Annotated in this window: 13 protein-coding genes; 7 read left to right on the top strand and 6 right to left on the bottom strand. The window is 50.1% G+C overall.

The annotated features are described in order from the left end of the window. The 7 genes from HMPREF2907_RS00890 to HMPREF2907_RS00860 all read left to right on the top strand — a co-directional run. A partial coding sequence (locus tag HMPREF2907_RS00890) for a hypothetical protein (RefSeq protein ID WP_210388574.1) occupies window positions 1–2,668 on the top strand: 2,668 nt, incomplete at its 5' end. A gap of 115 nt (window positions 2,669–2,783) precedes the next feature. Further along, window positions 2,784–3,956, top strand: a complete 1,173-nt coding sequence (locus HMPREF2907_RS00885) for a phage tail sheath subtilisin-like domain-containing protein (RefSeq protein WP_070679168.1) — start codon at window positions 2,784–2,786, stop codon at window positions 3,954–3,956. Between the two features lie 9 nt (window positions 3,957–3,965). Continuing rightward, window positions 3,966–4,472 (top strand): phage major tail tube protein, encoded by a 507-nt coding sequence (locus HMPREF2907_RS00880; RefSeq protein WP_045074494.1) that lies wholly within the window; start codon window positions 3,966–3,968, stop codon window positions 4,470–4,472. 66 nt (window positions 4,473–4,538) lie between these two features. Beyond that, window positions 4,539–4,895, top strand: a complete 357-nt coding sequence (locus tag HMPREF2907_RS00875; protein ID WP_070679167.1) for a hypothetical protein — start codon at window positions 4,539–4,541, stop codon at window positions 4,893–4,895. A 406-nt stretch (window positions 4,896–5,301) separates the two neighbouring features. Continuing rightward, window positions 5,302–7,758, top strand: a complete 2,457-nt coding sequence (locus HMPREF2907_RS00870) for a phage tail tape measure protein (protein ID WP_070679166.1) — start codon at window positions 5,302–5,304, stop codon at window positions 7,756–7,758. Window positions 7,759–7,767: 9 nt separating this feature from the next. Continuing rightward, window positions 7,768–8,217 (top strand): phage tail protein, encoded by a 450-nt coding sequence (locus HMPREF2907_RS00865; protein ID WP_045074485.1) that lies wholly within the window; start codon window positions 7,768–7,770, stop codon window positions 8,215–8,217. Window positions 8,218–8,235: 18 nt separating this feature from the next. After that, complete coding sequence (locus tag HMPREF2907_RS00860) at window positions 8,236–9,477, top strand: contractile injection system protein, VgrG/Pvc8 family (RefSeq protein WP_070679165.1); 1,242 nt, start codon at window positions 8,236–8,238, stop codon at window positions 9,475–9,477. A gap of 51 nt (window positions 9,478–9,528) precedes the next feature. On the opposite strand, the gene HMPREF2907_RS00855 is transcribed toward HMPREF2907_RS00860, so the two are convergent. The 6 genes from HMPREF2907_RS00855 to HMPREF2907_RS00830 all read right to left on the bottom strand — a co-directional run bounded on the left by HMPREF2907_RS00855 (window position 9,529) and on the right by HMPREF2907_RS00830 (window position 12,296). After that, complete coding sequence (locus tag HMPREF2907_RS00855) at window positions 9,529–9,942, bottom strand: hypothetical protein (RefSeq protein WP_070679164.1); 414 nt, start codon at window positions 9,940–9,942, stop codon at window positions 9,529–9,531. Beyond that, window positions 9,939–10,433 (bottom strand): helix-turn-helix domain-containing protein, encoded by a 495-nt coding sequence (locus HMPREF2907_RS13390; protein ID WP_308021322.1) that lies wholly within the window; start codon window positions 10,431–10,433, stop codon window positions 9,939–9,941. Before HMPREF2907_RS13390 ends, HMPREF2907_RS00855 begins: the two co-directional genes overlap by 4 nt. Then, window positions 10,408–10,839 (bottom strand): hypothetical protein, encoded by a 432-nt coding sequence (locus HMPREF2907_RS00845; protein ID WP_070679163.1) that lies wholly within the window; start codon window positions 10,837–10,839, stop codon window positions 10,408–10,410. The genes HMPREF2907_RS13390 and HMPREF2907_RS00845 overlap by 26 nt, the downstream gene beginning before the upstream one ends. Window positions 10,840–10,985: 146 nt before the next feature. Next, window positions 10,986–11,417 carry a hypothetical protein gene (locus tag HMPREF2907_RS00840; RefSeq protein ID WP_070679162.1) on the bottom strand — a complete coding sequence of 144 codons (432 nt, stop codon included), beginning with the start codon at window positions 11,415–11,417 and terminating at the stop codon, window positions 10,986–10,988. Next, the gene (locus tag HMPREF2907_RS00835) at window positions 11,414–11,920 is read right to left on the bottom strand and encodes a helix-turn-helix domain-containing protein (protein ID WP_070679161.1); all 507 of its coding nucleotides are present in this window, start codon (window positions 11,918–11,920) and stop codon (window positions 11,414–11,416) included. The genes HMPREF2907_RS00840 and HMPREF2907_RS00835 overlap by 4 nt, the downstream gene beginning before the upstream one ends. A 1-nt stretch (window position 11,921) precedes the next feature. Beyond that, complete coding sequence (locus HMPREF2907_RS00830; protein WP_070679160.1) at window positions 11,922–12,296, bottom strand: hypothetical protein; 375 nt, start codon at window positions 12,294–12,296, stop codon at window positions 11,922–11,924. Between the last annotated feature and the right edge of the window lie 11 nt (window positions 12,297–12,307).

Genomic DNA, 12,307 nt, shown 5'->3' with positions numbered 1-12,307 from the left:
AAAAGGCGTGGCGGAGGCTGGCTTTAATACCACCACATATCCTATTGTTGATAATGCAACCTACATGAATAATAGCCTTATTTGTGAAGGCATTAAGAATTTTGAAGGCTGGTTCTCAGGAGAGCAGGTAATTCAATATATTCGAGATGAAGACCACTCTCGTTATCTTTCGGCAGGCGGCTATTGGGATGAAAATGGCGTATCTCGATTCCCCCAAGACGATGGCACAACCGCTTTAACATGGGGCAAATGGCGTGGCGGTCAAATCGGCAGCCGTGCCTATGGATGGCGCATCTATGGCACAAATCGAACCTATATAGAGTATTTTGACGTTCGCGGGTTTAACGGCGGCGGCATTGTTTGCGGCTTGTATGGCGCACCCGATGGCGAGCAAGTTGATGCGCGTGATTCAAAAGCTGCTTACGATGCAGGTATTGTTGCAGTAAACACTAAAATCACTGGTGGGTACTTTACCCACAACTATATTTGCGGGGTTGAGGCTATTCGTGCGAGCGGGTACGAGCTTTGCGGCATATATGCCCCTGACTCCGTCGTCGGACACCCTGACGCGCACCTCGAGCACGTCCGAGGAATTGGTGGTACTCCCTCAATCGACCCGGGCTATCAACAATGTACCAGCCGTTATTTGCCGTTAGATAACGTCTTCATCCATGACAACGTTTTCGGTCTTGGTAAACGTAAAATCATGGATATTCATACGGGCAACAACGTCAAGGTCATCAATAACAGCGGACGCGCAATGTATTACGGCGTGTCAACCGTTATCGAAGAGTTGTTTGCAAGTAAGTTGATTAACCCTAAAGACCCGCGCAACAGTAAAGACACCGCCGACCCGTATTCATTCCCGTATCAAGACAGTAACATTGAAATTCGGGGCAATGTGATTGTTTCGGGCTTATTTGGTTTGCATCCAATCAACGGGGCATCAGGCGTGAAATTCCGTAAAGATGCTGGCAAATGGTGGCTTCGTTGCCATCAGGTTTGGGCTGACAATATCGTTTATGCGCCGCGCGGACTGATTTGCAACTTTGGGCATAACCATTTCGTCATTGACAACAATCAGTTCACTTTTGCCTTACCTTTCGGTACTTTTTACGGTTTGAATCAAATTTCTGACATCAAAGTAACCAATGGCGGCAGCGGTTATACATCGCCGCCGAAAGTGATAATCACAGGCGGCGGCGATGAAGCCTATGACGCCAAGGCACGCGCCAAAATCAAAGACGGCAAAGTCATCGAAATTCGTATTGAGCGTGTTGGCAGCCGTTACATGGTTCCGCCTACCGTTACCATCGAAGGCGGCGGCGGGTCTGGGGCTACGGCTGAAGCGTATGTGAATACCTTTACCTACGGAATGTTGGTAGGGGCTGAAAGAAGACATGGCACAATGCTTGGCAGCGTGATTACCCGAAATTATGTGCAGAACTCGCCTGAAGGCAACTTTGCGCGTCAAATTACGGTTGGCAATCTTCGCGGGGCTACTATCGCTTGCAACTATGCGGACGTTACGCCATATTCGAGCGTCGAAAAGGCGAAAAAGCCTTTCGGAGACCCTTATGTGAGCGATAGCATGAAATACCGCGACGGTGTTGGCTCTTTCGGCTTTTACGGCGGCGCATTGGACAAGTGCGAAGTATTCGGGAACTACGAATATGACCAACTGACAGACAGACTGGATGTGTGGACCGGCAGCAGTTTGCGCGGCGATAAAGTTGTTAGTGTGCATAGCAATTATGCGCCGACGACTCAACAGGATTTCTTGGATGCCATCAAACAAAAATCGTTTGAGATGCAGCTTGAAGCCCTTAAGACCGAGATGGCGGCTATGAAGGCAGCTGGTACGGTTACTCCAAGCCCTACGAACACGCCGCAATCTGACAGTGGCTCACAAGGCGCAACGGCTACTGCACAGCCGACAACGCCTGTGGCTCCGGCACCGACAACACCGGCACCTGTAACGCCAGCTAACCCACTGACAAATAGCGATCAGGCGCAAAGCCAGCCTGCGGCCAAGCCCGAAACGTCCATCAAATTTACGTTTGACGGCGTAGAAGCGACGGCTACTGAGGCTTTGGGTAGCAATGGTGTATCAAAACTCAAAACTGAGAATAATGCTGTAAGAGCGGGCGAACCTGAAGGCTGGGTTGGCGCGTTTGGCGAGCAGGACGGGCACCGCGTCATGATGGCAGCAACCAGTAAAGGTAAAGGCGTGCGCTATATCGAGACCGAGGGCGTCGAGTCTGACGGCACGTCAGACAGTGCGGTAGTTTTCCCATTCAAAATTTCAGCGGGTGGCACGGACGGCAGTGCATACGCAGCAATCGTTCTCAAAGACAGTGCCATCGTCAATAACGGTTTGGTCGTTACTAATGAGGCGGGAGGCTTCAAGTTGCGCGCCAACGAAGACCTGACCATTGACGGCAAAGTCGTCAGCCCGACCACGATGTACGCGTACGGCAAATGGTATGTCGCCGCACTGACGATCAAAGCGGGCAAGGACTACAACAAAATCAGATTCGGCATCAATCATGCCGGTAATACCGGACGCAACATCACCATCGGTGCGGGTATCGAGTTTTTGAGCGGAGACGTTTCAAATGCCAATAAAAAAGCAGAAGCACTGATGGTCAAGTATGGAATAGAGTAATGGACAGGTCGTCAGATAGTTTCAGACGACCTTAAAACCCTGATAAAAAAAAATCATACTTGAGTAGAGAGGGCGATTGGAAAAAAATTAGGAAAGACATAAACAGGATAAAAATATGACTGCAAAACGAATGCATGGCGTAACTGCCAACGAATATACCCACGGTGCGCGCGCCGTATCAGACATTGCCAGCAACATCATCGGCTTAGTTGCTACATCTGAAGATGCTGACGCGAAGACCTTTCCGCTGGATACTCCGATTTTTGCTACATCTGTCGGCAGTCTGTTGGGAAAAGCCGGCAGTAAAGGCACGCTGGGAAAATCGTTAGATGCCATCTATGACCAAGCAGATGCGCAGATTGTTGTAGTCCGCGTAGCATCATCGGCAAAACCCGCTGAACAAAAAGCAGCAATAATTAAAGGCGCAAAAATCCTGCGTCAAGCCCCTGTCCGTACTGGCTTCAAGCCAAAGATTATCGGTGCGCCAGAATTGGATGATGCCGACGTAACCGCTGAATTGTGCGTGGCTGCCAACGCCTTGGGTGGATTCGTCTATGCTTCTGCGGGAGGGGCTGACGAGATTCCGGCAGTGCAAACCTACCGCCAAGGTTTTGGACAAAATAATCTCATGTTAATCGACAATGAGTTTATGACGGCAGGCGCAAACGGAACGCCGCAGACCGCTGCCACTATTGCCCGAATCTTAGGCGCGCGCGCCATGCTTGACGAAAAAATCGGTCCGCACAAATCAATATCTAATACAGAGATTCAAGGCGTGTCCGCCATCAAATCACCGCGCAGCTTCGGACTGTTGGATATTAATTCAGATGCGAACACACTCAACAACCTAGACGTAACGACCCTAATCCGCGAAAAAGGTTTCCGCGTATGGGGCAACCGCACATGCTCGGCAGATCCGATTTGGGCATTCGAGCCGACAGTCCGTGTTGCATCAATTATCAAAGAGACCATCGCCGAAAGTTTCCTCTGGGCAATGGATAAACCGATGCATCCTTCCCTGATGATTGACATCATCAACACAATCAACGCGAAGCTGGCGGAAAAAGTCTATAAAGATTGGTTATTGGGCGCGCAGGTATTTATCGACCAGAAAAAAATCGAAAAAGAGCGCGTATCAAACGGCATCTTCGCATTTGACTACGAATTTACCGTCGCACCGCCGTTGGAAAACATCGAACTGAACCAACACGTCTCCGATCGCTTTATCGTCAACCTAACCGACCGCGTCATCGAGTTTGCGTCAAACATCAAACCGACCACAGTATAAGGACAGCAAATGCAGTTACCACGCATCCTCAAAAGTTTTAACGTATTTACCGACGGCCTCAACAAAGACGGCGTCCTGATGACCGTCAAACGCCCCGACATCAAATTCAAAACCGAAGACTACACGCCGGGCGGCGGCTTGGGTGAATACACAGTCATTCACGGCATCGAGAAACTCGAGCTTGAGCTGACAAGCAAAGGCTTTGACCTCGAATTGTTCAAATCAATCAGCCATAAAATTAATGGCAACCTGCTGCGTTACCAAGGCGCATTGCACAAAGAAGACGAAGAAACCTATCAAACATTGGTAGGCGAAGCCCGCGGGCGCATCATCGAGACCACACGCAACGAAGACAAAGCAGGCGAAGGCGGCGAACAGACATTTAAGTACGCCCTGACCTACTGGAAAGAAACAGTTGACGGCGAAGTCATTTTCGAATGCGACCTGATGGCAAACAAACTCGTCATCGGCGGTAAAGACATTCGCGCCGGCATCCGCAACGCATTAGGTCTGTAATCGTCAAAAAGCAAAGGTCGGGCAGCAAAAGCCCGACCGACAACAATCAAATCAAAGGCGCAAAAAATGCAGCAAGAACCCAAAATCAAAATCAACCCGGACAACACCATTATCGTAACCGTATCAAACGGCACAGCCTACACCCTCCGCGAGCCGCTCGCCAAAGACATGGCGGGCTTAGGTCAAGACCTGATTAAAATCAAGCACACAGAAACAATCCAAAAGCTGCTCTCAAAAATCAGTACGCCAAAAATCGGCATGGCTCAATATGGCGGATTCAGCATGGCGGACGCGCAAGCCCTCAACGCCGCCGTAGATTTTTTTTCAGCACCGCCGTCAGCGAAAGTAGAGATTCAGGAAGCCTTTGCGGAATTGGGTTATTTCCAAGATTCCGCTACCGAGCAGACACTTTCAGCCGGCTGATAAATTCCGTCCCTGATATTTGGGAGGATGACGTTGACGGCGAACAGCAAAAGTTCTACCCAATAGACGATGCCCTCGCCCTCTGCGCAATCACATTTAAAGGGTCGATTGATTGGTTTGCCGAACAAAACCTATACAGGTTAAACAGTTGGGCGGCAAAAGCCGAAGAAATAAACCGAATTCAATCTGAAAACACAGGGCAATAAAAAAGGTCGTCTGAAATCAATTCAGACGACCTTTTCAATCGACAAAATAATCAAGGAAGCATCCATACCATAAGGGCAATGACGGCAACAAAAAGCCAAAATAATGCGCTATACCACCAAATGACAGAATCGACTGCATTCAAAACCGAATCCGCCAAGATTTGATTTTTCATTTTCCGTTTCATCTTAAAGCTCGAGCCATGACAGACAAGACAATTAATATTATCCTCAAAGCCGCCGACAAAGCAAGCAAAACGTTTGACAGAATTAAAAAAAGTAGTAGCGGGCTGTCGGGCGAATTGGCGAAAAACAAAAAAGAAATGCGCGATCTCGAGCGCGCCCAAACCGCACTGGTAAAAATCGGCAAGGCAGAACAATATTTCAACCGTCTGAATGAGCAAATTATCCGTAATTCTGCCGCCACAAGCCGTCTTACTGCCGAAATCGACAAAACGGGCGTTGCCACAAAAAAACAGGCGGCAGAACTCAAAAAGCTGACCCGTGAAGGAGAAAGGCTGAATAACGAATACGAAAAACAATCCGCGCAGCTAAAACGCTACAAAGACCACATGGAAAAAGTTGGCGTATCCGGACAAAACCTTGAAAAAGAGCAGGCAGAGATTGCCGCCCGTATGCAGAAGACTACTGCCCAAATCGAAAAGCAGTCCACCGCCTTAGAAAAGCTGGAAAAACGGCAACAGAGTCGAATCAAGGCCGCCGCCATCGCAGGTATTGCATCGGGTGTCTCATCATGGACAAGTAGCAAGGCTGCCACCATGAGGCAAGGTGCAGGGCATGCCATCAATACAGCCATGTCAGAAGAAGATGCAATGCAGGGACTGATTCGCCAAGTCGGCAGCCTTAAAAACGCAGATGGCAGCCTCAATCATGCAGAAATCGCCAGAATGCGCACCGAAGTCCAAAAACTAAGCGATGGATTGCCCATGGCTACCGTCGAAATCATGAAAATGATGACTGCCGGCGCGAAGATGAATATCCCACGCCAAGAGCTTGCTGCCTATGTGACCGAAGCCGTCAAAGCTGCAAATGCCTTTGAAGCAGCAGATCCGGAGGCTCTTGCCGAAGAGCTGGGGCGCATTCGCCAAAACTTCAAATTATCCAAAGAAGCCGCTTCTGAACTAGTCAACGTCATGAACTATCTCGATGACAACGCACTGGTTTCAGGCGACCAGCTCATCAGCTACATGAACGAAGTATCAGGCAGTATGGGTTTGGCGAAGATGGGCGAAAAACACGTTGCTGCCTTGGGTTCCGCCCTTATTAGTACGGGCGTTGAGTCGAGTACGGCAGCAAAGGCCGTCGGCAGCCTCATGACAAGGCTGGGTACCGCGCCTGATATGAAACCCGTACGGGAAGCCCTGAAAAGCATAGGTATGGACGCAAAATCCGTCCAAAAAGGCATGGTCGAAGACGCGCAAGGTACGCTTGAAAAAATCATTGCCGCCGTCCAAAAAATGCCGAAAGAGCAACAAGCAGGCATCCTCAAAGGCTTGGCAGGCGGCGAATATAACCGCGTATTTGCCCAACTTGTCGCTAATACAGAGCTTTGGCGCGAGCAAACCCGCCTTGCCACCTCCCCGGACGCTTTAGGCAGCCTCGACAAAGAGTTCGAAATTCGTGTTAACACCATGTCGTCCAAATGGCAGATGTTCAAAAATAAGCTCTTCAATACCGAATCAGGCTTTGGGCGCAGTATGTTTTCAGGCTTAGAGTACGGCATGAATGTCATTTCAGGCTTATTGGATAAGTTCAACGAATGGTCGGTAAAAAATCCAGAGGCCGCCGCCAAACTTGGAAAAATCGCATTTTATGCAACCGCAGCAATGACTGCCTTAGCAGGGCTGGCCGCAGTTATTGCCGCAGTTGCCGTCCCCTTTGCCGCCGCCCGCATTGCCTTTGGCGGATTCGGCATGAGTATTCTTAAAGTATTAGGCATTGCCCTACGTTTCATGACATTAAATCCCATAGGCCTTGCGCTGACTGCCATAGTCGGCATCATCTATCTCGTTTACACCAAGTGGAATACATTAACAGCGGCCTTCATCACCGGCTGGGAATGGCTCAAAAAGGTATTCGGCGGAGAAAATCCGATTGCACAGGCGGCGCAGGTAGCCCTTGCCCCTTTGAATGCCCTCAAATCCGCCGCGATGGGTGCGTATGAATGGGTAAAAAAAGCCTTTTCCACAAAAGCCCCGACCGCTCCGGGCGGCAGCGCATCAGGCTACGGCTTGGGTACATCCATCCCAAACAAAGGCTATTCGACGGGCGGTTATACCGGCGCGGGCGGCGTCAATACCCCCGCCGGTATCGTCCACAAAGGCGAGGTCGTCTTTAATCAACGCGACGTCGCACGTTTTGGCGGATGGCGGGTACTCGACAAAATCCGCAAAGCAGGATTGACCGCTTTGGGCAGCATCCTGCCATCCTCTGCGCCCGAGCCGCGCCCCGCTCTAGCCGGAGCAGTTCCCGTTGCCGCAGATTTCAACCGTGGCGGCGGTGGCGGCATGAACATCAACATCACCATCAACGGCGGCAGCAGCAGCGCAGCGGAAATTGCCCGCGAAGTCCGTCGCCAAATCGAACAAATGACCGCCAATGCAGCGCGCCGCGCCCGCAGCGCGTTCAAAGACGACTAAGGATAAAAAATGCTGGCAACACTCGGATTTTTCCCATTTATGTTACGCACCATCCCGTTCCAAACCATCAGCCGTCAAAACGGCTGGCGGCATCCCGAACAATCAACCGTCGGCGGCGGTATCAACCCCGTGCAATACATCGGACCGGATACAGAAACCATCACCCTATCCGCCGAACTGCGCCCAGAAATCACAGGCGGCGATACCTCCCTGTCCATGCTCCGCCTCATGGCAGAGCGCGGCAAGCCGTACAACCTGATACTGGGTACCGGGCAGATAATGGGCGCATACGTCATCACGTCCATCAAAGAGGACAGAGGTCAGCTCATGCACGACAGCAAAGCCCGCGCCATCAGTTTCAGCCTCGAATTGAAAAAAGTATCCGACAGCCCGCTCGGATTAAAAGGCAAAGCCCTGCAACTCGGCGTATCCATCGCCCGCCGTATCGCAGGCATCTAAACCGAAAAGCAAAACGCCATGACCATCCTGACCACCATCAAAGACCAAGCCGTTAAAATCTTTAACGCCATAACCGACACGGGCGGCAACCATCTGACACCCGTTGCCAAGCTGTCCATCAACGGCAAGCCGTTCAATACCGACGCCCTATCCCGCATCATCTCCATCAGCCTGACCGACAAAAGCGGCTTCGAGGCGGACGAGCTGACCGTCAGCCTGTCCGACCACGACGGCAAGCTCGCCCTACCCCCGAAGTCTGCCGAGATAACCATCGCGCTGGGCTACATCGAAACAGGCATTGTCGATAAAGGCAGCTACAAAATAACCGAAGTAAGCTGGAGCGGCGCGCCCGACACCCTGCACATCACCGCCCAATCCGCCGACACATCCGACCGATTTTCCGAGACAAAAGAAAAAAGCTGGCACAAAACCAGCCTAAAAGAAATCATTGAATCCATTGCCGCCGCCAACGGCTACACACCAATCATCGGCAAAGCCTACCAAGACGAAAAAATCGACCATATCGACCAAAGCAACGAATCCGACGCCGCCTTCTTGTCGCGCCTTGCCGAACGCTACGACGCCATCGCAACAGTCAAACATGGCCGCCTCCTGTTTGTTTCATCGGGCGAAGCCACGACCGCCAGCGGGCAGCCGTTGCCCACGATCAGGATTACCCGCAACAGCGGCGACCAATACACATTCAGATACAGCAACACCGAAAGCTACAACGCCGTCCGCGCCTACTACATCGACAAGCAGACGGGGAAAAAACACGAAGTCGTCATCACCGAAGACAACTACGACCCCGTCAAAAAAACCGTCACCACCACCAAAAAATACAAGACCAAGCGCAAAGACGGCAAAACCCACAAAACCACCACCAAAGAAGTAACCGAAATCAAACAGGCGGACACCACCGGCAAAAAAATCAAAACCCTGCGCCATACCTACCAAAGCCCCAAAACCGCCGCCACCGGCGCGCGTGCCGCATACAAAAAACTAAAACGCGGCGCAATGGAATTCGACATTTCCCTAGCCGTTGGCCGCCCTGACATCGCGCCCGAAAGCCCCGTAACCCTGCAAGGCTTCAAACCCGAAATCGACGCAGAGAAATGGGTCGGAAAAGAAACCGTCCACACCCTAGACGGCAACGGACTGACGACCGCCGTCAAACTCCAAAGCCTGATAGACGTACCGATCGTCCTCTACGAAGGCGAAGTCAGCCCAAACTTTGCCGCCGCAGTTTCCAAACCCTGACCAAAACAAAAGGTCGTCTGAAAAATTCAGACGACCTTTCAAAATTTCAGCCTACATAGCGATAAACTTAAGGGAATTTCCATTTGCCACAACATCACCCACTACAAGTCTCGCCCAAATTTTATCTCCGACCGATACAGGAAGATTATCCAAACTATGATGTACCAGCCCGCTGAACACTTCAGGATTTTCCGATACTACAGGAGCATTGCCGACAGGCGGCATTTCAAATACTGACAAAACATCGGAATCCCTAAGAATCTCCAGGCGCAAAGGAACAAAGCTCAAATCCTTTCTGGAAGTCGGAATCTCGAAAGTCAAAGAAAGATTTAATTGAGCCAATACAAAATTATGCGACGGCAGCGGGCAGACCCCCGGATAAATCCCAATCAGGCTGTAACGGAAATCGTCCGCATGGCGGATGATACTGTCGCAATATTGAATATGCAGCGATACAGGCATCATGATTTGAGTCCTTCCACAAAATCCCACTGACGGTCAAAAGCCGCCCGTACGTCAAGAGGTCCGATACCGAATACCGCAGCCAGTTTATCGACTGTATCATTGCTCAAAGTACAGCGGTTGTTTTCAATGCGTGAAAGATAAGACTGTTTAAGCCCCGTTTTTTCAGCAAGCGCAGATTGCGTCAAGCCGTTTTTTAGACGCAACGATGCAAACGTCGCTCCAGCAGTATCCGCATCAAGTCTTGCAGCCAGCTTTTTGCCTGCCCTATCCATCGCAGCAGCACGGCGCGGATTTTTGCGGACACGTTCCACATAGCAGCAGGCATCTGACGCATCAGAAAGCGGCAAGACCTGCTTGCCTGCAACAAATACCGTAGAAGTTCTGACAGTCACAGCAGCGGCAGGTGCGGAAAAAGACACCGCAGAAGCCGTAAACAGACAGACCGCCCCGAAGGCAGTCCAATTTTCAATATTCGATTTTTGCATAGTCATTTTGGATTCTCCGCATAATCGGATGATCGGGCTGATAATCGAAGCCCTCGGATTTGTCGGCAACCGCCAAAATATAGATTTTCCGGATAAACGTCCGGTTCGGCTGCATCTCATTTCGAACGCAGTACAAAATACGCAGCGAAAGCGCAGATTCCTCATCGAGCCGTAGCCGCATCACGCGTATATCCGCACTCCATAATGCCGCCACACGTTTGCATTCCATGCCCAAAAGCCCGATGGGCTGATCGTAATCGCGGCAGTAGCTTTCAGAAAAGAGCTTGTCAAAAAGCGCAGGCGTATCATCGATAAGCGCAATCACACTATCGATATAACCGACCGCCTCCTCCTTACTCTCGAAAAGGCGTTCCAAATCCGCTTCCGCATGATCGTGAACAATAAGTTGCATAATATATCTTTTTAGTTATATTCCGCAAGCAGCCGCCCCGCCGCTTGTCTCAAAATCCCGACAAATACCAAATTAAGACGTACACCCTTATCAGAAAGGTCGCCTGAAATATTTCAGACGACCTTTTATTGTTTTAAGAATAAAAACTATAAATTGACCTCGAAAGCCGCCAAAGGATAGCGGGTGCGGATACCGAACTGATTCAGGATAGTGCTGATTTTGAAACGGACGGCTTGTTCGGTAAAGTCGAGCAAAATCCGCATTTTTTCCGGATTGCTTCCCATTTCAGTCAAATCCACAGGGGGATCGGAAATCACATCAAAAGCCGCCAAGTAAGACATATTAATATCAATTAAAGGTCGTATGGCTTCGTCTGATTTGGACAGATATTGATAGACCGCCAAACATCTGACTTCGATAGCAGGGGCATTGACTGCCACCCTGAAGCCGTCAGCCTGAAGTTCAAGGCGTTCTTCAACATTCAAAATCGGCGCATCGCCGGAGACGGGGACGGCACGCAAACCGCCAGTGTCAATATTCAGATTTAACGGCGCGATGTCGGTCAGAATGATTTTCATACACCCTCCGCTTTCAAAGAGACCGAAATTTCCCTAAATTCGCCGAATTTGAGTTGCTCCTTATCATCTCGCAGGGTATTAATATCTAGAAGGGTGTTGATATTTTGAAGGGTATTAATATCTCGAATGGTATCGACATCTAGAGGGATATTGATAAGCACAGCTTTACTACTGTAACTGAAATGCTCAAGCTCTTTTTTGATAGCGGCGTGTTTATCGGCGCAGTGCGGATCAGGAGCAAGGGACAAAGAAAAACGCAGTTCCATAGCCGTCGCAAAATCCGCGATGGTGTTCAATTCAAGATTTTTTTCAGACATCGACAGCGTTTTAGATACCGCAGCGGGAGAAATACCCAGCTTTTCCGCAATATCTTTCTGTCTGATTCCTTTGCTTTCCATGGCTTCGCGCAGCTGGTCAACAGCTTGGATATTCAAGTCGGTACGGTTATGTTTTTTGCGGAAGTCGAAACGTCCGAGCAATTTATTGAGTATCGGCATATTCATATCAAAAGCCTCCATTACGATTGTAAGAATCCATAATCAAGCGCATTTTATGATGGTCTTCACGGGTAAGTTTTTGAGTGGTTTTCTTGATGAAATGGCTGATGACCATATAGTCACCGTCATGCCAAAAATAAGCCCGCAGGCTTTCGGGTCGGGCGGTTTTGACTGCCCAGAAAGGGTCTCCTTCGTGGTTGAGTTCGAATGGCTCTATCAGCTTTTCACCATCGCAATAACGGATGATGCGAACCCAAAGCTCTTCCGAGTCTTCACCGCAAATACGCTCCGGCAGGTTTTCCCCGTCGAATCCGATTTGTTCGACAGCTTCGTCAGACAAGACGCAGTCGAACACCAAACCCTTATAAATCAATTCCGCCATAATAGTTAACT

The organism is Neisseria sp. HMSC055H02, assembly GCF_001813335.1.
GTDB lineage: Bacteria > Pseudomonadota > Gammaproteobacteria > Burkholderiales > Neisseriaceae > Neisseria > Neisseria sicca_C.
This window is presented reverse-complemented; position numbering and strand designations above follow the sequence as displayed.

What these genes read in the sequence shown, in the direction of transcription:
- HMPREF2907_RS00885 (WP_070679168.1), top strand. Translation starts at nt 2,784, where the DNA reads ATGACTGCAAAACGAATGCATGGCGTAACTGCCAACGAATATACCCAC.
- HMPREF2907_RS00880 (WP_045074494.1), top strand. Translation starts at nt 3,966, where the DNA reads ATGCAGTTACCACGCATCCTCAAAAGTTTTAACGTATTTACCGACGGC.
- HMPREF2907_RS00875 (WP_070679167.1), top strand. Translation starts at nt 4,539, where the DNA reads ATGCAGCAAGAACCCAAAATCAAAATCAACCCGGACAACACCATTATC.
- HMPREF2907_RS00870 (WP_070679166.1), top strand. Translation starts at nt 5,302, where the DNA reads ATGACAGACAAGACAATTAATATTATCCTCAAAGCCGCCGACAAAGCA.
- HMPREF2907_RS00865 (WP_045074485.1), top strand. Translation starts at nt 7,768, where the DNA reads ATGCTGGCAACACTCGGATTTTTCCCATTTATGTTACGCACCATCCCG.
- HMPREF2907_RS00860 (WP_070679165.1), top strand. Translation starts at nt 8,236, where the DNA reads ATGACCATCCTGACCACCATCAAAGACCAAGCCGTTAAAATCTTTAAC.
- HMPREF2907_RS00855 (WP_070679164.1), bottom strand. Translation starts at nt 9,942, where the DNA reads ATGATGCCTGTATCGCTGCATATTCAATATTGCGACAGTATCATCCGC.
- HMPREF2907_RS13390 (WP_308021322.1), bottom strand. Translation starts at nt 10,433, where the DNA reads ATGACTATGCAAAAATCGAATATTGAAAATTGGACTGCCTTCGGGGCG.
- HMPREF2907_RS00845 (WP_070679163.1), bottom strand. Translation starts at nt 10,839, where the DNA reads ATGCAACTTATTGTTCACGATCATGCGGAAGCGGATTTGGAACGCCTT.
- HMPREF2907_RS00840 (WP_070679162.1), bottom strand. Translation starts at nt 11,417, where the DNA reads ATGAAAATCATTCTGACCGACATCGCGCCGTTAAATCTGAATATTGAC.
- HMPREF2907_RS00835 (WP_070679161.1), bottom strand. Translation starts at nt 11,920, where the DNA reads ATGAATATGCCGATACTCAATAAATTGCTCGGACGTTTCGACTTCCGC.
- HMPREF2907_RS00830 (WP_070679160.1), bottom strand. Translation starts at nt 12,296, where the DNA reads ATGGCGGAATTGATTTATAAGGGTTTGGTGTTCGACTGCGTCTTGTCT.